The sequence below is a fragment of the Cryobacterium suzukii genome, from assembly GCF_004403185.1.
GTDB lineage: Bacteria > Actinomycetota > Actinomycetes > Actinomycetales > Microbacteriaceae > Cryobacterium > Cryobacterium suzukii.
Genome location: NZ_SOHJ01000003.1, coordinates 223,241 through 248,428 on the forward strand (window position 1 = coordinate 223,241; position 25,188 = coordinate 248,428).

22 protein-coding genes are annotated in these 25,188 nt (G+C 66.4%); 14 read left to right on the top strand and 8 right to left on the bottom strand.

What is annotated here, in order from left to right; translation table 11 throughout:
• Positions 1-90 precede the first annotated feature (90 nt).
• The 4 genes from E3T39_RS04200 (at position 91) to E3T39_RS04215 (ending at position 8,772) form a co-directional block, all read left to right on the top strand.
• Complete coding sequence (locus E3T39_RS04200; RefSeq protein WP_134513526.1) at positions 91-3,672, top strand: proline dehydrogenase family protein; 3,582 nt, start codon at positions 91-93, stop codon at positions 3,670-3,672.
• A gap of 121 nt (positions 3,673-3,793) precedes the next feature.
• The gene (locus E3T39_RS04205; protein ID WP_134513469.1) at positions 3,794-4,816 is read left to right on the top strand and encodes a 3-oxoacyl-ACP synthase III; all 1,023 of its coding nucleotides are present in this window, start codon (positions 3,794-3,796) and stop codon (positions 4,814-4,816) included.
• A gap of 145 nt (positions 4,817-4,961) precedes the next feature.
• A complete protein-coding gene (locus E3T39_RS04210; RefSeq protein WP_241979503.1) occupies positions 4,962-7,772 on the top strand; it encodes an alpha/beta fold hydrolase in 2,811 nt (936 codons plus the stop codon).
• A gap of 10 nt (positions 7,773-7,782) precedes the next feature.
• Positions 7,783-8,772 carry an NAD-dependent epimerase/dehydratase family protein gene (locus E3T39_RS04215; protein WP_134513471.1) on the top strand — a complete coding sequence of 330 codons (990 nt, stop codon included), beginning with the start codon at positions 7,783-7,785 and terminating at the stop codon, positions 8,770-8,772.
• An 88-nt stretch (positions 8,773-8,860) separates the two neighbouring features.
• On the opposite strand, the gene E3T39_RS04220 is transcribed toward E3T39_RS04215, so the two are convergent.
• The gene (locus tag E3T39_RS04220) at positions 8,861-9,238 is read right to left on the bottom strand and encodes a GntR family transcriptional regulator (RefSeq protein ID WP_241979504.1); all 378 of its coding nucleotides are present in this window, start codon (positions 9,236-9,238) and stop codon (positions 8,861-8,863) included.
• 170 nt (positions 9,239-9,408) lie between these two features.
• On the opposite strand from E3T39_RS04220, the gene E3T39_RS04225 reads away from it, so the two are divergent.
• The gene (locus E3T39_RS04225) at positions 9,409-10,164 is read left to right on the top strand and encodes an ABC transporter permease (RefSeq protein WP_134513472.1); all 756 of its coding nucleotides are present in this window, start codon (positions 9,409-9,411) and stop codon (positions 10,162-10,164) included.
• A gap of 9 nt (positions 10,165-10,173) precedes the next feature.
• On the opposite strand, the gene E3T39_RS04230 is transcribed toward E3T39_RS04225, so the two are convergent.
• Positions 10,174-10,611 (bottom strand): Lrp/AsnC family transcriptional regulator, encoded by a 438-nt coding sequence (locus E3T39_RS04230; RefSeq protein ID WP_134513473.1) that lies wholly within the window; start codon positions 10,609-10,611, stop codon positions 10,174-10,176.
• A 225-nt stretch (positions 10,612-10,836) separates the two neighbouring features.
• On the opposite strand from E3T39_RS04230, the gene ddaH reads away from it, so the two are divergent.
• The 5 genes from ddaH to E3T39_RS04255 all read left to right on the top strand — a co-directional run bounded on the left by ddaH (position 10,837) and on the right by E3T39_RS04255 (position 14,713).
• On the top strand, positions 10,837-11,691 hold the full coding sequence (gene ddaH, locus E3T39_RS04235; protein WP_134513474.1) for a dimethylargininase: 855 nt from the start codon (positions 10,837-10,839) through the stop codon (positions 11,689-11,691).
• 50 nt (positions 11,692-11,741) lie between these two features.
• The gene (gene rocD / locus E3T39_RS04240) at positions 11,742-13,007 is read left to right on the top strand and encodes an ornithine--oxo-acid transaminase (RefSeq protein ID WP_134513475.1); all 1,266 of its coding nucleotides are present in this window, start codon (positions 11,742-11,744) and stop codon (positions 13,005-13,007) included.
• A gap of 114 nt (positions 13,008-13,121) precedes the next feature.
• Positions 13,122-14,084, top strand: coding sequence for an acetylxylan esterase (locus tag E3T39_RS04245; RefSeq protein WP_134513476.1), 963 nt, complete (start codon positions 13,122-13,124; stop codon positions 14,082-14,084).
• A gap of 54 nt (positions 14,085-14,138) precedes the next feature.
• Complete coding sequence (locus tag E3T39_RS04250) at positions 14,139-14,345, top strand: ribbon-helix-helix protein, CopG family (protein ID WP_241979505.1); 207 nt, start codon at positions 14,139-14,141, stop codon at positions 14,343-14,345.
• A complete protein-coding gene (locus E3T39_RS04255) occupies positions 14,342-14,713 on the top strand; it encodes a type II toxin-antitoxin system death-on-curing family toxin (RefSeq protein WP_134513477.1) in 372 nt (123 codons plus the stop codon). Before E3T39_RS04250 ends, E3T39_RS04255 begins: the two co-directional genes overlap by 4 nt.
• Positions 14,714-14,828: 115 nt before the next feature.
• Here E3T39_RS04255 and E3T39_RS04260 read toward each other — a convergent pair whose 3' ends face one another.
• The gene (locus tag E3T39_RS04260) at positions 14,829-16,100 is read right to left on the bottom strand and encodes an alpha-hydroxy acid oxidase (protein WP_134513478.1); all 1,272 of its coding nucleotides are present in this window, start codon (positions 16,098-16,100) and stop codon (positions 14,829-14,831) included.
• A 12-nt stretch (positions 16,101-16,112) separates the two neighbouring features.
• The gene (locus tag E3T39_RS04265; RefSeq protein WP_134513479.1) at positions 16,113-16,829 is read right to left on the bottom strand and encodes a FadR/GntR family transcriptional regulator; all 717 of its coding nucleotides are present in this window, start codon (positions 16,827-16,829) and stop codon (positions 16,113-16,115) included.
• Between the two features lie 321 nt (positions 16,830-17,150).
• On the opposite strand from E3T39_RS04265, the gene E3T39_RS04270 reads away from it, so the two are divergent.
• Positions 17,151-18,419, top strand: coding sequence for an ABC transporter substrate-binding protein (locus E3T39_RS04270; protein ID WP_241979506.1), 1,269 nt, complete (start codon positions 17,151-17,153; stop codon positions 18,417-18,419).
• 17 nt (positions 18,420-18,436) lie between these two features.
• Here E3T39_RS04270 and E3T39_RS04275 read toward each other — a convergent pair whose 3' ends face one another.
• Positions 18,437-19,357: a 2-hydroxyacid dehydrogenase gene (locus tag E3T39_RS04275; RefSeq protein ID WP_134513481.1), complete on the bottom strand. Its 921-nt coding sequence runs from the start codon at positions 19,355-19,357 to the stop codon at positions 18,437-18,439.
• 72 nt (positions 19,358-19,429) lie between these two features.
• Between E3T39_RS04275 and E3T39_RS04280 the strand changes: the two genes are divergently transcribed.
• Entirely contained in the window at positions 19,430-20,896 is a 1,467-nt protein-coding gene (locus E3T39_RS04280) for a peptide MFS transporter (RefSeq protein ID WP_134513482.1), read from the top strand.
• Between the two features lie 70 nt (positions 20,897-20,966).
• Here the strand turns inward: E3T39_RS04280 and E3T39_RS04285 are convergent, their stop codons facing one another.
• The gene (locus E3T39_RS04285; RefSeq protein ID WP_134513483.1) at positions 20,967-22,298 is read right to left on the bottom strand and encodes an MFS transporter; all 1,332 of its coding nucleotides are present in this window, start codon (positions 22,296-22,298) and stop codon (positions 20,967-20,969) included.
• 5 nt (positions 22,299-22,303) lie between these two features.
• Entirely contained in the window at positions 22,304-22,744 is a 441-nt protein-coding gene (locus E3T39_RS04290; protein WP_241979507.1) for a MarR family winged helix-turn-helix transcriptional regulator, read from the bottom strand.
• Positions 22,745-22,885: 141 nt separating this feature from the next.
• Between E3T39_RS04290 and E3T39_RS04295 the strand changes: the two genes are divergently transcribed.
• Both E3T39_RS04295 and E3T39_RS04300 read left to right on the top strand, forming a co-directional pair.
• On the top strand, positions 22,886-23,734 hold the full coding sequence (locus tag E3T39_RS04295) for an alpha/beta fold hydrolase (protein ID WP_134513485.1): 849 nt from the start codon (positions 22,886-22,888) through the stop codon (positions 23,732-23,734).
• A 4-nt stretch (positions 23,735-23,738) separates the two neighbouring features.
• On the top strand, positions 23,739-24,791 hold the full coding sequence (locus E3T39_RS04300; RefSeq protein WP_134513486.1) for a lipoate-protein ligase LplAB: 1,053 nt from the start codon (positions 23,739-23,741) through the stop codon (positions 24,789-24,791).
• A 49-nt stretch (positions 24,792-24,840) separates the two neighbouring features.
• Here the strand turns inward: E3T39_RS04300 and E3T39_RS04305 are convergent, their stop codons facing one another.
• Entirely contained in the window at positions 24,841-25,179 is a 339-nt protein-coding gene (locus tag E3T39_RS04305; RefSeq protein WP_134513487.1) for a GNAT family N-acetyltransferase, read from the bottom strand.
• Positions 25,180-25,188 lie beyond the last annotated feature (9 nt).

Below are 25,188 nucleotides of genomic sequence, written 5' to 3' on the forward strand. Positions count from 1 at the left end.
ATAAACAATTGCTTTTGCTAAATATAGGCTGGTCGCAGACTTGAAACACCAGAGCACCCCATCCGCGAACGAAAGACTAGTCTCGTGACCATGACCAACGCCTCCACCCGCCCCGCCAACGAGGATTTCAGTACGGAGGTCGTTGCGCTCGTAAAGAAATGGCTCGACGAAAGCGCCACCATCCCAGCGGATGCCGCGGCCGAGCGGCTCGCCGGCGTGCTGAAAGACCCGAACGGCCTCGACTTCACTGTCGGATTCGTGGACGGCGTCATGCGCCCCGAAGACAAGATGGTCGCCGGCTACAGCCTGCAAAAAGTGGCCAGGAAGGCACCCGGTTTTCTGCCGGTGCCCATGCGCGCAGCCATCGGGCTCGGCGGCATTCTCGGTCCGGTGTTGCCCTGGGTAGTCATCCCCGCCGCCCGCACGGTGCTTCGACAAATGGTCGGCCACCTCGTCGTCGACGCCACCCCCGACAAGTTGGGGCCCGCGCTGGCCCATCTGAAAGAGGGTGGCAACCGCCTCAACATCAACCTGCTCGGCGAATCGGTGCTCGGCGAGAAGGAAGCGCTCGAACGCCTTGAGGGCACCAAACGCATCCTTGAACGCCCGGACGTGGACTACGTCTCGATCAAGGTGTCATCTATCGCCAGCCAGCTGTCGATGTGGGCCTTTGACGAGACTGTCGCCCGGGTGATCGAACGGCTGACACCGCTGTTTGAGTTCGCCGCGGCATCCGCTACCCCAAAATTCATCAACCTTGACATGGAGGAGTACCGCGACCTCGACCTCACCATCGCGGTGTTCGAGGGCCTGCTCGACCAGCCGCAGCTCGCCCAACTCGAAGCCGGCATCGTGCTGCAGGCCTACCTGCCCGACGCACTCAGCGCCATCCAGGGCCTGACCCACTGGGCCCAGAACCGCCGCGCGGCCGGGGGAGCTGCGATCAAGGTGCGCCTCGTCAAGGGCGCCAACCTCGCCATGGAACACGTCGACGCCGCCGTACACGACTGGCCGCTTGCCACGTTCGGGGCCAAGCAGGATAGCGACACCAACTACAAGCGGGTGCTCAACTGGGCGCTCACCCCGCAGAATACCGACGCCGTCAAGCTCGGCATCGCCGGCCACAACCTGTTCGACGTGGCTTGGGCGCACCTGCTCAGCGTCGCCCGTGGCGTCGATGATCGGGTCGATTTCGAGATGCTGCTTGGCATGGCCACCGGCCAGGCCCAAGCCGTGCGGCAGGACGTCGGGCAGTTGCTGCTCTATACCCCCGTCGTCGACCCCTCACACTTCGACGTGGCGATCAGCTACCTCATTCGCCGCCTCGAAGAAAACGCGAGCCAGGAGAACTTCATGTCGGCCGTGTTCGAGCTGACCAGCAGCCCGGAGCTGTTCAACCGCGAGAAGGCCCGTTTTCAGGCCTCCCTCGACGCGCTCGATGATCGGGTTCCTGCGCCCAACCGCGTGCAGGATCGCTCGAGCAGCTATGACCTCGATCGCCTCGCCGCTGCCCTCCCGGATGCCCGCAGCCAGGGCATCGAGACCGCCCCCGATGCCGACCCGCAGCTGACCGAAGCCCTGCTCGGCATCACCCGCGGCTCGGTGCCGGCGCACTCGAGCTTCCGCAATGAGCCGGACACCGACCCGTCGCTGCCGGCCAACCGGGCCTGGGGCCGGCGCATCCTGGCCCGCGCTGACGCATCCGTTCTCGGCACCGAGACCATCGAGGCCGCCGCCGTTCCCGACGAGGCCGCGCTCAACACGATCATCGACGGCGTGCTGACCGCCGGAGCCGCCTGGGGGCAGAAAACCGGCGCCGAACGCGCTGCCGTGCTGCACCGCGCCGGACTCGCGCTCGCCGCCAACCGCGATCGCCTGATCGAGGTCATGGCGAGCGAGTGCGGCAAGACCATTACAGAGGGTGACGCCGAGGTGAGCGAAGCCATCGACTTCGCCAACTATTATGCCGAACGAGCCAAGGACCTCGACCGCGTGCAGGGCGCCATCTTCGTGCCCTCCAAACTCATCGTGGTCACACCGCCGTGGAACTTCCCGACCGCCATCCCGGCCGGTGGCATGCTCGCCGCCCTCGCCTCCGGTGCTGGCGTCGTCGTCAAGCCCGCGACCGTAGCCCAGCGCACCGGCGCCGTCGTTGTCGAGGCGCTGTGGGAGGCGGGCATTCCGCGCGAGCTGCTCGCGCTCGTCAACCTGCCTGACCGGGACCTCGGAGCCAAGCTCATCGCGCACCCCGCGGTCGACCGGGTCATTCTCACCGGCGGCTACGAGACGGCCGAGCTGTTTCGCTCCTTCCGCCACGACCTTCCGCTGCTCGCCGAAACGAGCGGCAAGAACGCCATCATCGTCACCCCCTCGGCCGACTTCGACCTGGCCGCCGCTGACGTCATCAAGAGTGCTTTCGGCCACGCCGGCCAGAAGTGCTCGGCCGCCAGCCTCGTGATCCTGGTCGGATCGGTCGCAAAATCGGAGAGGTTCCTCGGCCAGCTGGTCGATGCCGCTACCTCGATCAAGGTCGGACCGGCCAGCGATCCGGTCACTCAGATGGGCCCGATCATGTCGCCGGCCGACGGCAAACTGCTGCACGCGCTGACCACTCTCGGTGCTGAAGAGAAGTGGCTGGTCGAGCCGAAGCAGCTCGATGAGACCGGTAAGCTCTGGTCGCCTGGAATCCGCACCGGCGTCGCGCCCGGATCGTATTTTCACCTCACCGAGTTTTTCGGCCCGGTGCTCGGCGTGATGCACGCGCGCAATCTGGAAGAAGCCATCCGCTTTCAAAATGCCGTCGACTATGGCTTGACCACTGGGCTGCACTCGCTCGACGCCGACGAACTCGCCGTCTGGGTCGACTCTGTTGAGGCCGGCAACCTGTACGTCAACCGCGGCATCACCGGCGCCATTGTGCAGCGCCAGCCGTTCGGTGGCTGGAAGCGCTCCGCCGTGGGCGCGGGCACCAAGGCCGGCGGACCGAACTATCTCCTCGGCCTCGGCAGCTGGGTCAACGAACCGGGCCGCAATAGCTCGACGCTGCACCTGCGTGGTCTCGAGCAGCGCGTCACCGACATCATCGAGGCCAGCCAGCCCTTTCTCGACTACGCCGACTTCGACGTGCTGCGCCGCTCGGCGGTGAGTGACGCTTTGGCCTGGCGCGAGGAGTTTAACGTCGTGCGCGACGCGACCGATCTCGGGGTGGAGCGCAACCTGTTCCGCTACCGTGCGCTGCCGGTCACGGTGCGCCTGACGGAAACCGGCACGCTCGCCCAGCTGCTGCGCGTGATCGCCGCCGCGACCCTGTCAACGTCGCGCTTCGATGTGTCCAGCACCATCCCGGTGCCGCCCGCCGTGCGCAATATCCTTGCCGAGCGCGAGATCGTGGTTGTGGTCGAGAGCGACGAGGAGTGGCTCGCTCGGGCCCGTTCGGGCGAAATCACGGCCAGCCGCGTGCGCCTCATCGGCAGTGACCCGGTGCTGGGCGCGGCGGAGGCGGCATCCGCTCTGGCTGAGGCCATGAACGGCAGCCCGGACATTGCCGTGTATTCCAACGCGGTTACCCAGGCCGGCCGCATCGAGGTGCTTCCGTTCCTGCGCGAACAGGCCATCTCGATCACCGCGCACCGGTTTGGCAACCCGAGCACGCTTTCGGAGGGCGTGATCTAACGAACGGCCTGTGCGCCTCGACGGGGCGCACAGGCTACGTACGGTTGGCATTCAGTTTGATGGGGCAAACTCAAAGCGGACGTATGATTACCGCTGTCCACAATTCGACAGGGGTTCACGCGTGAACGGAAATGCGACGACGACGCATCGAAACGTCGCCTTGTTGTCGGTAGCTAGTCTCCTGGCGCCCCTCATCACGACGTCCGAAGAAATCGACCGACGTTTGAAGCCTGTTTTGACACGCCTCAAGCTGCCCACCGGGCTGCTGCAGCGCGTGGCCGGTGTCTACGAGCGACGCAACTGGGGCCCGAACGAGACCTTCGATGACGCCGCCGTCAAAGCCGGCAAGATCGCACTGCGCGAAGCCGGTATCCAGCCGAGCGACGTCGGCCTGCTCATCAACACGTCGGTCACCCGCAAACACCTTGAGCCCTCGGTCGCCGTGCGCATCCACCACGGACTCGGCCTGCCATCGTCGGCGATCAACTTCGATATTGCGAACGCCTGCCTGGGTTTCGTCAACGGCATGACCCTCGCAGCGCAGCTCATTGACTCCGGGCAGATCAAGTACGCGGTGATCATCGACGGCGAAGACGCCGACGAGATTCAGTCCAACACGATCGAGCGCCTCGGCCGCCCCGGCATCAAGCGCAAAGACTTCATGAGCGAGTTCGCGAGCCTCACCCTGGGTTCCGGCGCAGCCGCCGCAGTGCTGGGCCCGGCGGATGCCCACCCAGGTGGACACCGCATCCTCGGCGGTGTCACCCGCGCGGCAACCCAGTTCAACGACCTGTGCGTCGGCAGTGTTGACGGCATGTTCACCGACGCGAAAGCGTTGCTTCGGGGCGGTATGGAACTCGTTGTTTCAGCCTGGACCGAAGCTAAACGGGACTGGAGCTGGTCAAACATGGATCGCTACATCCTGCATCAGGTCTCGAGCGTGCACACCAACGCCATCGTCAAGGCCACGGGGATGGACAAGACCAAGATTCCGCTGACCTTTCCCACCCTCGGCAACGTCGGCCCGGCGTCGATTCCGATCACGCTCGCGCAGGAGGCATCGACGCTCCAGTCGGGCAACCGGGTGCTGCTCATGGGCGTCGGCTCTGGCCTGAACACCGCCATGATGGAACTCGTTTGGTGATGGTGGGTGTCCGACACCAACGTCGAATTCTGCGAGATGCCATCTTCGGCCTCATGAATTGTCCAAACGCCCACGAGATGCCACTTTCGGGCCCATGGGACGGTGCCAAGGGGGCCGAAAGTGGTTTCTCGGGCCCAAGAGGAGTGTGACTGAAATCCGCGCAACCCCAGCTTCCCGACTTCCGCGTGCGGTTCCGGCCGCGGCGACCCTGCCTTCGTCTGGGCTGGCTGGGCTAAACCCAGAATGGTCCAGCCTGGCCGAGGTCGCGGAGAGCGAAGATGCCGCTGTGACCCACGGCTGGCACCTGCTCGACAACGGCCCGGAGCTTGACGCGCTCGGCGTGATTCCCGTCGGCACCATCCTGTGCGTGCACGGCAACCCCACCTGGTCCTACCTCTGGCGCGGCCTGCTCGCGTCGGCAACGGAGGCCGCAACGTCGGGCGCGCCGGCCTGGCGGGTGATCGCCGTCGACCAGCTCGACATGGGCTTCTCCGAGCGCACCGGGACATTTCGCCCCCTCGCCCGACGGGTGCAGGACCTCGGCGACCTGACCGACGCCCTCGGACTGGCCGGCCCGGTGATCACTCTCGGCCACGACTGGGGTGGCGTCGTCTCGCTCGGTTGGGCTGTCGACCATCCCGAACTGCTGGCCGGCGTCATGCTGCTCAACACCGCTGTGCACCAGCCCGCTGGCGACCCAATTCCTGCACCGCTGCGGCTGGCCCTCGGGCGCGGGATACTCGGCCCGGCGACCGTGGCGACGCCGGCGTTCCTGGCCACAACGCTGGCCCTCGCGCATCCGCCGCTGTCGCAAGAGGTCAAGCGCGGCTACCAAGCGCCCTACCTGACCAGCGCCCGCCGCAGCGGAATCGGCGGCTTCGTCGCCGACATTCCGGTCGCACTCGAGCACGAGAGTCGGCCCGAACTCGACCGCATCGCCGAGAGCGTACGCAAGCTCGCGGTGCCCACTCTGCTGCTCTGGGGTCCGCGCGACCCGATCTTCAGCGACCGCTACCTCGACGACCTGGTCGAACGGATGCCGCACGCCCGCGTGCACCGGTTCGAGGGTGCTGGCCACCTGCTCGCCGAAGATGCGGACTACGCCGCCGCAGCGCTGCTCTGGTTGGGCGATGCTGTCGTGAGCTCTCCCCGCGATGTCACGGCACCGGTCGAGCCGAGCGAGACAGCCGTCTCGGGGAACCGTGCCGCGTGGGAAGCCGCGGGGACGCATCCGCTCTGGCATTACCTCGACGAACTGCAGGACTCCGACGACACCGCCCTCGTCGACATGCTGCCGGCCCCGCGCACGGTCAGCTGGCGGCTGCTCTCTCAGCGCGTGCGGCAGATTGCCGCCGGACTCGTCCACATCGGCGTGAAACCCGGCGACCGAGTTTCGCTGCTCGTGCCGCCAAGCGCCGACCTCACTGCGGTGCTCTACGCCTGCGTGCGCATCGGTGCCATCGTTGTCGTAGCGGATGCCGGCCTCGGCCTGTCCGGCCTCACTCGTGCCGTTCGCGGCGCCCGCCCCGACTTCGTCATCGGGGCCGCTCCCGGCCTCCTGGCCGCCCGTGCGCTCGGTTGGCCAGGGCGTAAAATTTCGGTCGCGGGTTTTGTCGCCCCGATGGCCCGACTGATCGGCGTCGAGCACACCCTCGCCGAGTTGATCAGCCTGGGCCAGGCCCGACTCAGCGCCGGCGATGGGCTTCCGCCGGAGCCCGCACCGACCGATGCCGCCGCGGTATTGTTCACGTCCGGTTCGACGGGCCCGGCCAAGGGGGTCGTCTACACGCACGGTCAGCTCTCCGCGGTGAGCCGCGCGCTCTATCTGCAGTACGGCGTCGGCGTCGGCACCGGCCTCGTTGCCGGATTCGCCCCGTTCGCGCTGCTCGGACCGGCCCTCGGTGCCCGCTCCGTCACGCCCGATATGGACGTCACCGCGCCGAAGACCCTCACCGCCAGCGCGGTCGCAGCCGCCGTCGCCGCCATCGATGCGACGGTGGTCTTTCTCTCCCCGGCCGCCCTCGTAAACGTCGTCGCGACCGCCTCTGCGCTCACGCCCGTCGACCACGCCGCCCTCGCCGGGGTGCAGCGTTTTCTCTCGGCTGGCGCGCCGATCTCCGAGAGCCTGCTCGCCCAGGCCGCGGCGCTCATGCCGGAAGCGACCGCGCACACGCCGTACGGTATGACCGAGGGCCTGCTCATGGCCGACATCACGCTCGAGGGCATCCGAGCCGCGGCCGCGAGTGTCGCACCGTTGACGACGGTGCCTGCCGTGGCGCACGACGGCGAGTCGGTCCCGGCGCCGCCCGACACTGCGACTCCGACGGCGAACGCGGCAGGGGGCGTCTGTGTCGGCCGGTCGACCGCGACCACGCGCATCCGCATCAGCGCGCTCGACGCGAGTGGGGCATCCGTTGGTGAGCTGACGGAGGAAGCAGACGTGACCGGCGAAATCGTGGTGTCGGCACCACACGTCAAGGACCGCTACGACCGCCTCTGGCTCACCGAGCGGGCCTCGCGGCGCGGCGCGGTTGCCGGCGAACGCTGGCACCGCACGGGCGACGTCGGCCACCTCGACAGCGCTGGCCGCCTCTGGGTCGAGGGGCGTATGCCGCACGTCATCGTGACGGCCGACGGCGTGGTCACCCCGGTCGGCCCGGAGCAGCGCATTGAAACCCTGCCCGACGTTTTTCGTGCGGCCTTCGTCGGCGTCGGCCCACTCGGCACTCAGCAGCAGGTCGCCGTGCTCGAAACCGTGCCACGAGCCCGCCGGGTGCACCGGGCCCCCGAGGAGCTCGCCGCCGCCGTGCGCTCGATGGTCGGCACACCGGTCGCCGCAGTGCTCGTGGTTCCGGGCCTCCCGACCGATATCCGGCACAACTCCAAGATCGACCGCGGCCGGTTGTCGCGCTGGGCCACCGGCATCCTCTCTGGTGGTCGCTGGACTAAGCCATGAGGGGCGCGCCATGAGAGTGCTGGTTACGGGCGCCAGCGGATTTCTCGGCCGTGCCGTTGCTGCCCGCATCAGCGCGGCCGGGCACGAGGTGCGCACCTTTCAACGCCGGCCATCCGGCGTGGCCGGCGTTGAAGATGTGCACGGCTCGATCACGACGCCCGCCGACACCCCCTATGCCGGCCTCGCCTACGCTGTGAGCGGTATGCACGCGGTCGTGCACCTCGCGGCCAAGGTATCGCTCACCGGCGACCCGGCCGCGTTCGAGGCGGTGAACGTTGGCGGTACGCGCACTGTCCTGCAGGCCGCAGCGGATGCCGGTGTCTCCCGCTTCGTGCACGTCTCCTCGCCATCGGTGGCCCACGCCGGCAGTTCGATCATGGGCTCCGATGCCCTGCCGGCCGCGCCCGAGCAAGCTCGCGGTGACTATGCCCGCACCAAGGCCCGAGCCGAACTGCTCGCGCTCGCCGCCGATGCTCCCGCATTCAGCGTTGTCGCCGTGCGGCCGCACCTGGTCTGGGGTCCAGGCGACACCCAGCTGATCGACCGGATCGTCGATCGCGCCCGCCGTGGACGGCTGCCGCTGCTCGGGCGCGGCGCGGCGCTCATCGACACGACCTATATCGACAATGCAGCCTCCGCCATCCACGCGGCGCTCGACGCCGCCGAGCGTGTGCACGGGCAGTCCTACGTGATCACCAACGGTGAACCGCGCCCGATTGCGGAACTCCTGGCCGGAATCTGCGGCGCGGCCAACGTGGCCGCGCCGGCCTGGCGGGTACCGGCATCCGCTGCCCGCGCGGCTGGCTCGCTCATCGAGGCCATCTGGCGCGCTCGCCCGGGAACGGATGAGCCACCGATGACCCGCTTTCTGGCCGAGCAGCTCTCGACCGCGCACTGGTTCGACCAGCGTCGCACCCGCGCCGACCTGGCCTGGACCCCGGAGGTTTCGCTGGACGAGGGCTTCGCCCGCTTGGCCGCCCACTATCGCCAGACCCCCTAGCTCAACCCCTGGCGCCACCCGCGACCCGCCACCACTGCGGACGGGGCAGGCCCGCAGCGGTCGAGAGCGCGAGCAGAAGCGCCGCTGTTCAGGCGTCGGAACGGCGGTTCAGGGCGTCGGTGACCAGGGCGAGCGCCGCGGCCGGGCTCACGCCGAGTTGCTCGGTGCGCGTCGCGAAGGCGTCGGCCGCCGCCTTCGCGTTGTGATCGGCCGAATCACCGTTGGGAGCAACGAACGACCCGAACCGACCACGCGTTTCTATCACGCTGTCCCGTTCCAGCTCACGATAAGCGCGCGCGACCGTGTTTGTGGCCAGGCCAAGCTCGGCGGCCAGGGCCCGCACGGTCGGCAAGCGGTCGTCGTGGGCCAGCTCGCCGGATCGCACGGCCGCAATGACTTGGCTGCGCAACTGCTCAAACGGCGGCGTACTCGACCGGGGATCAATGGCAATAAAAGAAGCGGGCACGGGACCCTCCGTTCGACGTTTTGAACAATTTTGCCTCGCTACAACAAATGCTGCAATGGCATACCCACGGTATGTTCCCTCGGGATGTTCCGCGAATCGAGTAATGAGTTGCCTCAGCATCAGCGAACCAACGAACTGTCCGCTCTCGCTCGGCTGGGTAGGCTCGAACAATGACCTTTCCCGCAGAATTGGCCGGCCTGCTGCCAACCCTGGTCGGCGTCGTGCTGCTGCTCGCGGTGGTCGTGACGGTTCTGCGCGTCTATCGCACCCAGCATCCGTTCGCCCCGGCCCTCGCCGTGCTGCGCGGAACCCTGCAGTTGGCCGCGATCAGCCTCATTCTCAGTGGAATTATCAACGATCCGCTCTGGGTTGGCGTCGGACTGCTCGTCATGTTCGCGGCGGCTGTCGTTACCGTCACGCGCCGCATCGGCTTCAGCCGCACACATTTGGTGCGCGTCGCCGCGGCGATGGCGCTCGGCGTGGCCGTCACGCTCACCATCGTGTTCACGACCGGGGCGATTGAGTTCTCGCCGCGCTACGTGCTCGCGATCGGCGGGATTATCATCGGCAATGCCATGTCGATCGCGACGCTCAGTGGACGCCGCTTCAACGAGGCGGTCGGGGATCACTGGGATGAGGTCGAGGGCTGGCTCGCGCTCGGGGCCACACCGCGGCAATCCACCCGCGAACTGGCACGACAGGCCGTCTACTTCGCCATCATTCCGTCCACTGACCAGACCAAGACCACGGGGCTGGTGACGCTGCCGGGCGCGTTCGTTGGAGCGATCTTCGGGGGAGCCTCGCCGCTCGAGGCTGGCCGGTTTCAGATCGTCGTGCTCGCCGGCATCCTCTGTGCCGGGTCGATCGCCGCGGTCACCCTGCTGCACCTGATCTCTCCGGTGCGCCAGAAGCCGCTACCGGGGTAGAACAGCGCACTACTGGATTGAGCGATGGATCAGGCGAGAGAGCACTATCGCGCTGCGAGTGTGGTCGACGTTGGGGGCCAAACGCACCTTTTCGAGCGCCGCCTCGAGGCCCGGAATGTCCCGGGCACGAATGTGCACCATGGCGTCGGCGCTGCCCGTCACGGTGCCCGCATCGACGACCTCTGGCACGCCAGAGAGAATGCGCAGTAATTCGTCGGGGGCCACCGTTCCCCGGCAGAACAGCTCGACGTAGGCTTCCGTGCTCATGCCGTCAACGGCCGGGTCGACCTGAATGGTGAAGCTGCGGATAACCTTATCGGCCACCAGCCGATCAACGCGACGTTTAACCGCGGATGCCGAAAGCCCGACTACCGAACCGATGTCGCCATAGCCGGCGCGCGCATTCTGTCGCAACAGGTCAAGAATGCTGTGGTCGAGGTTGTCCATGGGCCGAGTCTAGGGGGATGCCCTACGCAAAATTGCGTTCAGACCGTGGATCTCGAAGATTTCTTGCGCAGATCAGCGTGAAACATTGAATCATGCTGTGTGAGACTGAGAGCGGCGTCCCGGACCGATCAACAGTTGGTCGTTCCGGGCTCTCGTGAGCGACCTGGTCCGCCATCCACCCCGAGTTCCGCCAGCCGAAGGCCCGCGGATCCCAAAAGGAGCCTCATGTCGATCGACTCAGCCACCCCCATTCGCGCCGAAGAACCGGCCACTTCCGTGCGCACCGCCACCAAGCGCACCGTGCTCATGTGCAAGCCACAGTTTTTCACCGTGGTCTACCGCATCAACCCGTGGATGGACCCGGCCCTGCCCACCGACACCTCGCTCGCCGTCAAGCAGTGGCAGACCCTCTACGACACCTACGTCGGCCTCGGCTTTGACGTGCACCTGATCGATCCCATCGACGGCCTGCCCGACATGGTCTACGCGGCCAACGGCGGCTTCGTGATCGACAACCAGGCCTACGGCGCTAAATTCACCCACGTCGAGCGCCAGCCCGAGGGCCCCGCCTACATGGACTGGTTCGGCGCCAACGGTTTCGACGTGCGCGTGCCGGTCGAGACTAACGAGGGCGAGGGCGACTTTCTGCTGGTCGGCGACGTCATCCTGGCCGGTACCGGCTTTCGCAGCGACTCGAACAGTCACGCTGAACTCTCGATTATCGCCGGCCGCCCGGTCATCACCCTGCGTTTAATCAACCCGAGTTTCTACCACCTCGACACAGCCATCGCCGTGCTCGATGACACGAATATCGCCTATCTGCCGAGCGCTTTCGACGCGCCGAGCCTGGCCATTCTGCAGGAACGTTACCCCGATGCCATCATCGTCACCGAGGAGGACGCGTCAATCCTCGGCCTCAACTCCTACTCCGACGGCTACAACGTCGTCATCGCCGCCCGCGCCAAGGACTTTGAACGCCAGCTGCGCGCGCGCGGCTACAACCCGATCGGCGTCGACCTGTCCGAGCTGCTGCTGGGCGGTGGCGGCGTCAAGTGCTGCACGCTCGAGCTGCGCCGATGACCGCGTCGACCAAGACAGCGTCCGCGACGACCAACCTGAAGGAGCATGACATGACCACGAACCTGACCGACGCGCAGGCCGTAGCCGCGGCATCCGTTTCGCCGGCTGCCACCGCCCTGATCGCGCAGGAGAGCGCGCACGCCGCGCACAATTATCACCCGCTCGAGGTCGTCGTCGCCTCCGGTGACGGTGCCTGGGTAACGGATGTTGCCGGTCACCGCTATCTGGATTGCCTGGCCGCGTACTCGGCCGTGAACTTCGGGCACTCCAACCCGGTGCTGCTGGACGCCGCCCGCGCGCAGCTCGGCCGGATCACCCTCACCAGCCGTGCCTTCTATAACGACCAGCTCGGACCGTTTGTGACCGCGCTCGCCGAGTTGGCCGGCAAAGACATGGTGTTGCCGATGAATACCGGTGCCGAGGCCGTCGAGTCCGGCATCAAGGTGGCCCGCGCCTGGGGTTACCGGGTCAAGGGCGTTGCGCCCGACCTGGCCAATATTATCGTCGCCGCCGGCAACTTTCACGGCCGCACGACGACCATCATCAGCTTCTCCGACGACGAGTCGGCCCGCGCCGACTTCGGCCCGTTCACGCCCGGCTTTCGCACCGTGCCCTACGGCGATGCCGCAGCCCTCGAGGCCGCAATCGACGAGAACACCGTCGCCGTGTTGCTCGAACCGATTCAGGGCGAAGCCGGAATTGTTGTGCCACCGGCGGCATACTTGCCGGCCGTGCGCGAGATCACCACGCGCCTGGGCGTGCTGTTCATCGCCGACGAGATTCAGTCCGGGCTCGGCCGCACCGGCTCGACCTTCGCCTGTGACCTCGTGGGCGTCGTGCCCGATCTCTACCTGCTCGGAAAAGCGCTCGGCGGCGGCATCGTTCCCGTCTCGGCCGTGGTCGGCAACACCGACGTTCTCGGTGTGCTGCGCCCGGGCGAGCACGGCTCGACCTTCGGCGGCAACCCGCTCGCCGCAGCCGTCGGCCTGGCCGTTGTGAACATGCTGGCCACTGGCGAATACCAACAGCGCGCGACCGAGCTCGGCGCGCGCCTGCACGCCGGGCTCTCGGAGCTGATCGGCCACGGCGTGGTCGAGGTGCGTGGCGTCGGGCTCTGGGCCGGCATCGACATCGACCCGTCGCTCGCCCCGGGCCGAGTGGTCTGCGAGGCGCTCCTGGCCCGCGGTGTGCTGGCCAAGGACACGCACGGATCGACCATCCGCCTCGCGCCGCCGATCGTGGTTTCTGCGGAGGACGTGGACTGGGCCGTCGAGCAGCTGCGCCTCGTGCTCGCCGACCTAGCCGCCTCGAAGTAGGCCCCGCCCGTTCATGACCGCGCCCGATACGGGTGCCCGCTACGTACGGTTACCGTAGCGCGCACACATATCGGGCGCGGTCGCGCTCTGCCAGGCGGCCCTAGGCTGACATACATGTACACTGACCTGCCCGAAGCCGATCTCCGCACCTATCGCAGCGGCCAGGCCGACCCGGCCGACTTTGACGCGTTCTGGGCCGACACGTTGGCTGAAGCCGACAGTTATCCGCTCAATGTCACCGTCACGCCGGTCGACGCCGGCCTCCGCACGCTCGACGTGTTCGACGTGACCTTCGCCGGGTTCGGCGGGCAGCCGATCAAAGCCTGGCTGCGCGTTCCCACCGGCGCGACCGGGCCGCTGCCGACCATCGTGCAGTTTCACGGCTACGGCCGGGGACGTGGTCAGGCTTTCGAGAACCTCTTGTGGGCATCCGCCGGGTACGCGCACTTTGAAATGGACCTGCGCGGTCAGGGTTACAGCGGCAGCACCGGCGACACGGCCGACGACGCAGGGAGCGGCCCACAGGTGCCCGGATTCATGACCCGCGGCATCGACTCGCGCGAGACCTATTACTATCGCCGCCTATTCACCGACGCCGTGCGCGCCGTCGCGGCGGCCCGCAGCCTGACGCTCGTCGACGACGCCCGGGTGGGCGTGACCGGCACCAGCCAGGGCGGTGGCATCGCGCTCGCCGTGGCCGGACTGGTGCCCGACCTGGCCGCTGTGGTCGCGCGGGTACCGTTTCTGTGTGACTTTCCGCGGGCATCCGTCATCACCGACGCAATGCCGTACCGCGAGCTCGGCCGGTACCTCGCCACGAACCGGCTGAAGGTGGCGCGGGTGCACGACGTGCTCGCTTACTTCGATGGCGTCAATTTCGCCAAACGAGCCACCGCGCCGGTGACCATGACAGCCGCGCTGATGGACCCGATCTGCCCGCCGTCGACCGTGTTTGCCGCCTACAACAACTATGCCGGGCCGAAGGAGATCACGGTCTGGCCGTACAACGGGCACGAGGGCGGCGCCTGGGAGGACGACGCTCTCTCCCTGCGTGCGTTTGTCGAGCACCTCGCCTGAGCGCGCCTCGCGCAGACCCTTGCCGACAAAAACCAACAGCGGTACCATTTTGGTATGGCTATCAATGTGCGTATCCCGGCGGAGCTCGATCGTCAGCTGGAAAAGCTCGCGGCGGCACAACACGTGTCGAAGCACGCTCTGCTGCTGCAGGGTGCAACGCTCGTTGTCGACCGCTACTCGCGTCGAGATGAAATCGAGTCGGGCCTGCAGTTCGTGCTGACCCACGACGCCGAGTTGCTGCAGCGGCTCGAAGACGCATGACCCGATACCTGGAGATCGTTGACGCGCTTCAAGTGACCGAACGCTACGGATTCTACGTACGTGACGCTGGCCTGCTCGCATCTGCGCTGGCTCGGCCATCGGCGTCCATGTTTGGAACGGATGCCTATGCGACTTTTGATCGCAAGGCCGCAGCCTTGCTCGAATCGCTCGTGCGTAATCATCCGCTCGTGGACGGCAACAAGCGCACCGGCTGGACCCTGATGGTGCTCTTTCTCTGGCTCAACGGCTTTGCCCACGATTTCACCGCCGACGAGGGGTTCGACTTCGTGATCGGCGTCGCCGAAGGAGTTGTCGACCTGGACGAATCCGAGCGACGAATCGCCGCGCACCGGGTGAAGAGGCCGTAGCGCGCTGCGGCTACTCAGTCGATGTCGCCTTCGTCGGCGCCCGCGTGAGCGGCGTGGCCGTCACGGCAGCAGCGACCGGCGTGGCCGTCATTGCGGCAGGTGCGGCGACGCTCGCCTATCGCACCGGAACCGCCTCGGCGGCGGCAATCAGGGGGGCGGCCACCGGCTGCAGCCGGGCGAGCTGGGTCACGTGGCCGGGGTTCAGCTCTTCGAGCGCGTTCACCCCGAGCAGGCGCATGGTGCGGGCCACCTGCTCCGACAGAATCGCAATCGTACGGTCCACCCCGGCTTCGCCGCCGGCCATGAGGCCGTAGAGGTAGGCGCGGCCGATCATCGTGAAGCGGGCACCGAGGGCAATCGAGGCGACGATGTCGGCCCCCGACATAATGCCCGTGTCGAGATGTACCTCGGTGTGTGCGCCGACCTCGCGGGCAACCTGCGGCAGCAGGTGGAACGGGATCGGCGCGCGGTCGAGCTGGCGACCGCCGTGGTTTGAGAGGGTGATGCCGTCAACGCCGAGGTCGACGAGACGCTTGGCGTCCTCGAGGTTTTGCACACCCTTGACGACGACCTTGCCGGGCCACTGCGCTTTGATCCAGGCGAGGTCCTCAAAGTCGACGGTGGGGTCGAACATCGTATCGAGCAGGTCGGCGACGGTGCCGCTCCAGCGATCGAGGCTCGCAAACGAGAGCGGTTCGGTGGTCAAAAAGTTGATCCACCACTCCGGGCGCGGCAACGCGTTCACGACGGTACCGAGGGTGAGCGCTGGCGGAATCGAGAAGCCGTTGCGCTTGTCGCGCAGGCGCGCGCCGGCGACGGGCACGTCGACGGTCACCAGAAGCGTGTCATAGCCGGCCTTGGCGGCGCGGTCGACGAGCGCCATCGAGCGGTCGCGGTCCTTCCACATGTACAACTGAAACCAGTTGCGCCCGTTCGGGTTGGCAGCCTTGACGTCTTCGATCGAGGTCGTGCCCATGGTCGACAGCGCGAACGGAATACCCGCGCGGGCCGCGGCGTGCGCCCCTGCAATTTCGCCCTCGGTCTGCATCATTCGGGTGAAGCCGGTAGGCGCGATGCCGAAGGGCTGCGAAACCTGGGCGCCGAGCACGTCCCAGCCGGTCGACACGGTCGAAACGTCGCGCAAAATCGACGGGTGAAACTCGATGTCTTCGAAGGCCTGGCGAGCCCGGCCCAGCGAGATCTCGGCTTCGGCTGCGCCCTCGGTGTAGTCGAACGCAGCCTTTGGCGTGCGTTTCTTGGCGATGGCCCGCAGGTCGGCGATCGTGAGCGCGCCATCGAGTCGGCGTTTCTTCGCGTTGAGCTCGGGGGATTTGAACTTCATCAGCGGGGCGAGGTCTGTGATCCTGGGGATGCGTCGTTGAACCATGGTCGTCCTTATTTAGTGTGCGGTGAGGTGGGTCTCGGCGTAGTACCCCGAAATGTGGGCCTGCACGGCGAGGCGGGCGGCCTCCGTTTGACCGGTCAGGATGGCACGGAGAATGCCGCGATGCTCGAGCATGAGACGAGCGGATGTTTGCGGCCAGCTCGCCAGACCTACCGCGCCTGCCCGGGCGTACCCCTCGATGGCGCTGCGGAGGCCGGCCATGGTCGCCGTGATGACTTGGTTTCCGCTCGCTTCGGCCAGCGAGAGGTGAAACTGGGCGTCGAGGGCGAGGAATTCGGCTTCGGTGAGGGCCTGGTTTTCCATGGCGGTGAGGATTTGGTCGGAGCTGGTTAGGTCGGGAGAGCTCGTGCGGCACGTCTCGGCCAGCTCGGCGACGATGGAACCTTCCAGCACGAGACGGGTCTTCACCACATCGGCTACCGGAAACCCCTGGGCCGCGACCTGCAGGCGCATGAGCGCCGACATACCACCGCCGGGGCGAGCAACGATGATCGCGCCGGCAGAGGGCCCGGAGCCGACGGCGGTGCGAATGAGGCCCAAGACCTCGAGCACCCGCAGTGCTTCTCGCACGCTCGATCGACCGACACCCAGGTCGGCCGCGAGGGTGCGTTCGGGTGGCAGGTGGTCGCCCGGGCTGAGGCGCCCCTCGAGCAGGTCGAGTTCGACGGCGTCGAGCACGACCTGCCAGGCACGAGGGCCGATCGCGGTCATGGGGTCCTCTCATCGACGAGCTGTGGTCTGACCACAGGCTACACCACTTTGTGGGGTGTGCGGGATACTGTTTCAGCCGACCAGGGAGAGACCATGACCGCTGCGCCCGGTGCTGGCATGCATCCACGGCGTTGGCCCAACCCGGTGGCCGACGTCTGGAGGCGCATCGAGGCGTTCTTCGGCGATCACCTCGGAGTGTCAGAGTAGCGTTGGGGGTGGGCTACGACTGGTAGCCCTCCAACAAGAACCGGGGACACCATCGCCAAGCGCTCAACCATTATTGCCATTGTCACCGTCGCATCCGTTGTTGCCATCGGCGGCGTGGCCACCGCGCTGGCGCTGACACCGCAAACCGGGTCCGACACGACGCTGACCGTGCGAGTCTGGGACGAACAGGTCGCGCAATCCTACGAAAAGTCGTTCACGGCGTTCGAGAAAGCCAATCCGGGCATCGACGTTGCCGTCAACGTTGTGCCGTGGGCAGACTATTTCACCAAACTGCGCGTCGACGTGGCAGGCGCGACCGCCGACGACGTGTTCTGGGTGAACGCCGGCAACTTCGCCGACTATGCCGTCAACGGCAGCCTGATGAACATAACGGATGCCCTCGGCTCCGACGCGCAGGCCAACTGGCAACCCAGCGTCATCGACCAGTACACCCTCGATGGTGCACTTTGGGGAGTACCCCAGCTGGCTGACCCCGGGATCGGCCTGTATTACAACGAAGAACTCCTCGCGGCAGCCGGTATCGACCCGGCCAGCGTCGGCGACCTGCACTGGGATCCGGCCACCGGCAAAGACACTTTGTTGCCCGTGCTGCAAAAGCTCACCATCGACGCCAACGGCAACACCGCTGACAGCGCAACCTTCGACCCCTCGCAGATCGCGCAGTACGGCTACAACGCCGCCAACGACCTCAACGCCATCTACCTCAACTATCTCGGCTCGAACGGCGCAGCCCTGCAAGACGGCGACGACTTCGTCTTCGACACGGCCGAGGGGCAGGAATCGTTCCAGTACGTGATCGACCTGATGAACAAATATCACGTGGCCCCGTCGGCCGCCGACACCAACCTCAACGGCGACTTCGCGCTCGACCAGTTTCTGCAGGGCAAGATGGCCCTGTTCCAGAGCGGCGTCTACAACCTCAGTAACGTGAGCGATGGCGCCGGCTTCGAGTGGGGTGTCGCCGCGATTCCGTCGGGTCCGGCCGGCGCGATCAGCGTCACCAACGGCGTCATCGCCGCCGGTAACGCAGCCTCGAAGCATCCGGAACAGACCCGCAAACTGCTCGAGTGGCTCGGCAGCACCGCGGGTAGCGCGGCTATCGGCGCCGACGGGTCGGCATCGCCAGCCGTCGTCGGTGCGCAGGCCAGCTATGTCGAGTCGTGGCAGAAACAGGGCATCGACGTGACCGCGTTCATTGACGTGCTCGATAACGGCACCGTGCAGGCGCCGCAGGGAGCGAGATGGGCCGAGGCGTCCGACGCGTTCGAGTCGACCTTCGCCGAGATGTTCCTGGGTCGTATTCCGGTCGACCAGGCCCTGCGAACTGCCCAGGCCACCGCTAACGCGGCCGTCGACGGCTGAATGGGTGGGCGCAGCGGCTAACTTGTCAGTACGACGTTGACCGGGGTTTCGCCGCGCAGCATCCGTTCGATCTGCTCGCGCACGAGCCGGGCCATGCGCGGCAGCATGGCGCTCGAGGCGCCGCCGACGTGTGGTGAGATGAGCACATTGGGCAGCGCGAAGAGCGGATGCCCCGCCGGCAGTGGCTCCGGCTCGGTCACGTCGAGTGCGAGCCTGAGGCGGCCGCTGGTCGCGTGCGCGAGCAGGGCATCCGTGTCGGCGACCGGGCCCCTGGCGATGTTTACGAGCAGGCTCCCGTCACGCATGCGGGCCAGGAACGCGTCGTCGACCATTCCCGTGGTGTCCGCCGTGAGTGGCACGCCAATGACCACTATGTCGGCCTGTGGCAGCAGCTCTGGCAGGGATTCGAAGCCGTGGATCACGCCGCGCTCATCCCTGCGCGCGGTGCGTGCAACGCGGATGACCGTGGTTTCGAAGGCGAGCAGCCGGCTCTCGACGGCCCGGCCGACACCGCCATAGCCGAGCAGCAGCACCGTGCGGTCGGCGAGGCTCGGGTGGTGGGCTGGCGCCCATTCGCCGGCGTCGGCGGCGCGCACAAAATCGGGGATGCCGCGCTGGGAGGCCAGGATGAGCGCGAGGGTGAGCTCGGCGGTGGAGGTCTCGTGCACGCTCGCAGCGTTGGCGAAGACGTGCCCGGCAGGTAGAACCTGATCGACTCCGTCGTAGCCGATGGACTGGCTCTGCACCAATCGGGTCTCGACGCCGGCTAGGTGCGCGAGTCGGTCGGCCTTACCCATATACGGCGTGACGACGAGGTCGAACCGCGGTCGGGGAGCCGGGCCGTCGAGCGCCCATACGACGACTTCGACATCGGCGGGCAGTTCGCCGACCGCCTCGAGCAGGAGGGAATCGGGCAGGCTGACCAGCAATGAGCTCATGCCCCGAGCCTACTTTGCCCGGTGCGCAGCCAGCGCCTGGGTGGTAGTCAGCGTGGTTGTTACCATTGTCTAATGAGCAAAGTCGTCGACCCCGGTGCCGTCCAGGAGGACCGAGCCTTCTTTGGGCAGCCGCGATCACTCGCCAACATCTTCGGCGTCGAGATGTGGGAGCGCTTCTCGTTCTATGGCATGCAGGGCATCCTGCTGTTGTACCTGTACTTCTCGGCCACCGACGGCGGCCTCGGAATTCCCCAGACCACGGCAGCCGGCATCGTCGGCGCGTACGGTGGCGGCGTCTACCTGTCGACAATCCTCGGAGCCTGGGTCGCCGATCGTCTGCTCGGCTCCGAGCGGGTGCTGTTCTACAGTGCCATCGTCATCATGCTCGGTCATATCGCCCTGGCCGTCGTGCCGGGGGTCGGTGGTCTCGCAACCGGCCTCATCCTGGTCGCCGTCGGCAGCGGTGGGCTCAAGGCCAACGCGACGTCCGTCGTCGGTTCGCTCTACGCCCCGGACGACCCCCGGCGCGACGCCGGTTTCTCGTTGTTCTACCTCGGTATCAACCTCGGTGCGTTTGCCGGGCCGATCCTCACCGGTCTGCTGCAGACCAAGATCGGATTTCACTACGGCTTCGGACTCGCCGCTGTGGGCATGGCGATCGGTCTGACCCAGTACTCGTTCGGCCGCAAACGGCTGCCTGATGCTGTCCGATTGGTGCCGGATCCCCTCCCGCGGTCCCGCTGGCGCGGCTATGCCCTCGTGGCAATACTGGCGGTCGTCGTTATCGTCGTGCTCGTGCTGACCGGTGTGATTACGGCGAGCAATCTGGTCACGATCGTGATTGCGTTGACCGTCATCGCCACGGTCGCCTATTTCGCGGTGATTCTCACGAACCGGCAGATCACTCCGGTAGAACGCAAACGCGTCTACGCCTTCATCCCGCTCTTCGTGGCAAGCGCCGCGTTCTGGTCGCTGTACCAGCAGCAATTTACGGTCGTCACGATCTATTCCGACGAGCGGCTCGACCGTGCTCTGTTCGGCTGGGAGATGCCGATTTCCTGGGTGCAGTCGATCAACCCCGTCTTCATCATCGTGCTCTCCGGCATCTTCGCCGCTGTGTGGACCAAGTGGGGCTCGAGGCAGCCGTCTACGCCGATGAAGTTCGCGGTCGGAACCGCGGTCATGGGGGCCGCCTTCCTGTTGTTCCTGCCGTTTGCCGGCGGCGCGGCGAATTCGACCCCGCTGCTGGCGATGATCGGCATTCTGCTGGTTTTCACGGTCGCGGAACTGCTGCTCTCACCGGTCGGGCTCTCCGTCGCCACCAAGCTCGCACCCGCGGTGTTCAAAACCCAGATGGTGGCGCTGTTCTTTCTCTCGGTCGCGCTCGGCTCTGCCGTGTCGGGGGCACTCGCCACCTGGTACGCGACGGCGCCCGAGCGACTCTATTTCGGCGTTCTCGGCGGCATCGCGATCCTGCTGGGACTCATGCTCGCCCTGATCGCCCGCCCGGTGCTGCGCCTCATGGGCGGGGTGCGCTAGCCCGCGCTCACTCGACAACTTTGATCGGTACCGCGAGGTCGCAACCACCCGAAGTTGTCGACTCCGTGCCCTAACGGGGGACTGTGGCCTCGACGATCGCGATCTCGCGCGTGGCGGTCTCGCGGTCTAGGTCACGTTCCATATCGCGCCCGTCGCCGGCATGCACCACGCGCACCCTGGGCGCCGAGAACGGATGCAGGTGCACCCGCAACCGGCGATAGCGCACCATCCAAATCAGTACGGCCGCCGCCGCCAACAGTCCGGACATCGCGGCGAGGCCGAGCGCCCAACGTGGGCCGAAGGTATCCGCTACCCAGCCGACGAGTGGCGCGCCGAGGGGAGTGCCGCCGACGAAGATGGCCATGTAGAGCGCCATCACCCGGCCGCGCATCTCGGGCCGCGTCGTGGTCTGCACGTACGCGTTTGCGGTCGTCATCAGGGTAAGCGAGGACAGGCCAACGAGCGTGAGAGATATGGCGAAAGTGGTATATGTCGGCATGATCGCGGACAGCGCGCACGCAATGCCGAACAGGGCGGCGCCGAGCACGATGAGGCGCAGCCGGGCGCGGCTCCGCCGGGCGGCGAGAAGGGCGCCGATGACGGCGCCGATGGCCATGATCGAACTGAGCAGACCAAATTCCGCGGCACCCCGGCCGAACTCGATCGTGGCCATGGTCGACGTGAAGATGGCAAAGTTAAGGCCAAACGTGCCGATCAGAAAGACCGCGATCATGACGACCACAATGTCGGAACGACCCCGCACGTAGCGAAAGCCAGCCAACAGCTGCCCACGCTCGCGGGAGATCGTCGGTTGGCGGCGCAGCTGGTGCGTGCGCAACAGGGTCATCGCGAAGACAGTCGCTGCGAAGGTGACCGCGTTGATCATGAACACCCAGCCGGCACCGACGGCAACGGTGAGCAGGCCGGCGGCGGCCGGACCGATCAAGCGTGCACCGTGGAATGACGCGGAGTTGAGGGCGACAGCGTTGGACAGCTGGTCCTCGGCGACGAGTTCGGAGACGAAAGCCTGGCGGGCCGGAGCATCGATCGCGGCGACGACGCCGAGGCCGAAGGCGAAGAGGTAGACGTGCCAGAGCTCGGCCACCTCGAGCACGGTCAAAATGCCAAGTCCCAGAGCCAGTAACCCCATCAGTGTTTGAGTGAGAATGAGCAGCTTGCGCCGGTTGAACCGGTCGGCGATCAGCCCGGACCAGGGCATGAGTAGAAGCTGCGGGCCGAGCTGCAGGGCCATGGTGATGCCAACCGCCGTGGCGTCGTAGTTGGTGAGCTCGGTGAGCACGATCCAGTCCTGGGCGGTGCGCTGCATCCAGGTACCGATGTTCGACACCAAAGCTCCGGCGAACCAGATGCGGTAATTGACGACGCTCAGCGAGCGAAACATGGCACTCAACTGTCGGCGAGGTCCTTCATTATCAGGGTCGCGTCGGCGAGAACGCGGTGTTGTGCGGGGCTGAGCTGGGCGACGCGTTGCACCAGCCAGGCATCTCGACGCTTGCGAGTTTCGGTCATCATCTCGCGCGCGGCATCCGTTGTGGTGAGCACGATCTTGCGGCCATCGAGTGTGGAGTCGGTGCGGGTCACGAGGCCGGCATCGACGAGGCATTTGACCGTGCGGGTCATTGACGGCGGGGTCACCCGCTCGAATTCGCTGAGCTCAGTGAGCGTCAGCGGACCGTGCACGTGGAGTACGCCGAGTGCTGAAAACTGGCCGCTACCCAGCTCGTTCTCGGCCTTCTCCTGCCGGAGTCGACGAGCCAGGCGCCCATTGGCCAGCCGAAATTCGTGGCTGATCTCCGAGGTGTTATTCGCCGCCTGGTCAGAACTCACCGGCGGCTGTGCCTTGACGACGCCAAGGGCTGCGGTTTTCGGGGGTAATCGCGATTCCATATATCATTAGCATAGCAAATTAGCCTTGCTAAGTACATTATTATTTAGAGCCTGCGGCGCACAACGGGGCAGACTAGCCTCGTGCCCACATATACGGATGCCTCTGGCTTGGTTATTACCTACTACGTCTGGCGGGTCCCGGCCCCCCGCGCCGTGATTCAGCTCGCCCACGGTGTCGGCGAACACGCCCAGCGCTACGCGGCGCTCGCCGCCGACCTCAATCGGGCCGGTTACACGGTCTACGCCGACGACCACCTCGGCCACGGCCAGACCGGACTCGCCCAGCACGGCGGCGATCACACCAGGCTTGGTCGGCTCGGTGCCGGCGGGCTGCGGGCGGCAGTGGCAGGCGTCTACCAGCTGAGTGGAATCATCCGCTCAGAGCAGCCGACCCTGCCACTCGTGCTGCTCGGGCACAGCTGGGGATCGTTCATGGTGCAGATGATCGTCAACGAGCACGCGGCCGAGTACGACGCCATCGTGCTCTCCGGAACCGCCTACCGGTGGCCAGGCTACCTCGATGGCGGCGACCTGAACCGCAAGCACAAGACGCTCGGCACCACCGGGGTCGAGTGGCTCAGCCGTGACCCGGCCGTCGCCGCGACCTTCGTGGCCGACCCGCTCACCACGGCGACGCCGCTCGCGAAGCTGTTCGGCATTCGTGAGGCCGCCCGCCTGTTCGGCCGCCCAGCGCGTGGCCTGCCCGGTGACCTGCCGATGCTCGTGCTCGTCGGCGGCGACGACACCGTCGGCGGGGAACGCAGTGCGCTCAAACTGGTGAACTCCTACATTCAGCGTTCCGGGCTGCGGGACGTACGCCTGATTGTGTACCCGGGCGGTCGGCACGAAGTTTTCAACGAGATTAACCGCGACGACGTCATCGGCGACCTCGTGGACTGGCTCAACGACCGCTTTACCGCCGTAGGCTAATTGTATGCATGGTGAATATAAGGTTCCGGGCGGCAAACTGGTCGTCGTAGATCTCGATGTCGTCGATGACGTCATAACCAACTTTCGTCTGGCCGGGGACTTTTTTCTCGAGCCCGACGATGCCCTCGAAGACATCAACTCCGCGGTGACCGGCCTCCCCGCCGCCAGTGCGGCGGCCACGATCGCCGCTACGGTGCGCGGCGCGCTCCCCAGCGGTGCCGTTCTTCTCGGATTCTCGCCGGAGGCCGTGGCCGTGGCGATTCGCCGTTCGCTCGCGCAGGCGAGCACCTGGCGGGACTACGACTGGCAGATTATCCACTCGAGGAAGCCCGTCGCGCCCGTGCTGCAGATGGCCCTCGACGAGGTGCTCGCGACCGAGGTCGGGGAGGGACGCCGACAGCCCACACTCCGTATCTGGGAGTGGAACGAACCGGCCGTCGTGATCGGCAGTTTTCAGTCACTCAAGAACGAGGTCGACCCCGAGAATGCCGCCAAGTATGGCTTCACCGTGGTGCGGCGCATCAGCGGCGGCGGTGCCATGTTCATGGAAGCCGGGTCGGTGATCACATATTCCATCTACGCGCCGACCGACCTCGTGCAGGGCATGAGTTTCGCCGACTCCTACGCTTTTCTCGACGAGTGGGTCATTACCGCCCTCAAATCCCTCGGTATTGACGCGCACTACGTGCCGCTCAACGACATCACGAGCCCAGCGGGCAAGATCGGCGGAGCCGCTCAGAAGCGTCTCGGAAGCGGCGCCGTGCTGCACCACGTCACCATGAGTTACGACATGGACGGCGAAAAAATGGTGCAGGTACTGCGCATCGGCCGCGAAAAGCTCAGCGATAAGGGCATCACGAGCGCCGCCAAGCGCGTCGACCCGCTGCGCAGTCAGACCGGTCTCACCCGCGCAGCGATCATCGACCGTATGAAAGAGACCTTCACCGGCCTGTACGGCGCCATCGAGGGTGACGTCACCGCCGAGGAATATGCCAAGGCCACTGAGCTCGTCGCGAACAAATTCAGCACAGAAGCCTGGCTGACCCGGGTTCCTTAAACCGCGACAAACGGATGCTGGCGGCGCGGCCGCCAGCATCCGCTCACCACTAACGCCCGCGCGTCAGCAGGTCCTGGTAATCCGCGTGGGTGTCGATCCAGTGCGCCACGTAGGAGCACTCCGGCACGACGGCGTGCTCGGTGCGCAGGCGCACGTCGTCGAGCGCCTGCTCGACCAGAATGCTGGCGAGCCCGTGCGTGCGTTGGGCCGGATCGACCTCGGTGTGGGTGAAGTGCACGGCCGTTGACGTCGTGGTGTAGTCGGCTAATCCCACGTTCTCGTCGTCGAGCCACACCGTGTAGCGGCTCTGGCCCGGTTCGTGGCGTACTTCCACAGTCCCGGCATCGGCCAGATTCTGCGAGTGGATGGTCGTCGTTTCAGCAGTCATCCCGACAGA

Excerpts from the sequence above, each read along its gene's own strand:
- E3T39_RS04200 (WP_134513526.1), top strand. The coding sequence starts at position 91 with ATGACCAACGCCTCCACCCGCCCCGCCAACGAGGATTTCAGTACGGAG.
- E3T39_RS04215 (WP_134513471.1), top strand. The coding sequence starts at position 7,783 with ATGAGAGTGCTGGTTACGGGCGCCAGCGGATTTCTCGGCCGTGCCGTT.
- E3T39_RS04225 (WP_134513472.1), top strand. The coding sequence starts at position 9,409 with ATGACCTTTCCCGCAGAATTGGCCGGCCTGCTGCCAACCCTGGTCGGC.
- E3T39_RS04230 (WP_134513473.1), bottom strand. The coding sequence starts at position 10,611 with ATGGACAACCTCGACCACAGCATTCTTGACCTGTTGCGACAGAATGCG.
- ddaH (WP_134513474.1), top strand. The coding sequence starts at position 10,837 with ATGTCGATCGACTCAGCCACCCCCATTCGCGCCGAAGAACCGGCCACT.
- rocD (WP_134513475.1), top strand. The coding sequence starts at position 11,742 with ATGACCACGAACCTGACCGACGCGCAGGCCGTAGCCGCGGCATCCGTT.
- E3T39_RS04245 (WP_134513476.1), top strand. The coding sequence starts at position 13,122 with ATGTACACTGACCTGCCCGAAGCCGATCTCCGCACCTATCGCAGCGGC.
- E3T39_RS04250 (WP_241979505.1), top strand. The coding sequence starts at position 14,139 with ATGGCTATCAATGTGCGTATCCCGGCGGAGCTCGATCGTCAGCTGGAA.
- E3T39_RS04255 (WP_134513477.1), top strand. The coding sequence starts at position 14,342 with ATGACCCGATACCTGGAGATCGTTGACGCGCTTCAAGTGACCGAACGC.
- E3T39_RS04260 (WP_134513478.1), bottom strand. The coding sequence starts at position 16,100 with ATGGTTCAACGACGCATCCCCAGGATCACAGACCTCGCCCCGCTGATG.
- E3T39_RS04265 (WP_134513479.1), bottom strand. The coding sequence starts at position 16,829 with ATGACCGCGATCGGCCCTCGTGCCTGGCAGGTCGTGCTCGACGCCGTC.
- E3T39_RS04275 (WP_134513481.1), bottom strand. The coding sequence starts at position 19,357 with ATGAGCTCATTGCTGGTCAGCCTGCCCGATTCCCTCCTGCTCGAGGCG.
- E3T39_RS04280 (WP_134513482.1), top strand. The coding sequence starts at position 19,430 with ATGAGCAAAGTCGTCGACCCCGGTGCCGTCCAGGAGGACCGAGCCTTC.
- E3T39_RS04285 (WP_134513483.1), bottom strand. The coding sequence starts at position 22,298 with ATGTTTCGCTCGCTGAGCGTCGTCAATTACCGCATCTGGTTCGCCGGA.
- E3T39_RS04300 (WP_134513486.1), top strand. The coding sequence starts at position 23,739 with ATGCATGGTGAATATAAGGTTCCGGGCGGCAAACTGGTCGTCGTAGAT.
- E3T39_RS04305 (WP_134513487.1), bottom strand. The coding sequence starts at position 25,179 with ATGACTGCTGAAACGACGACCATCCACTCGCAGAATCTGGCCGATGCC.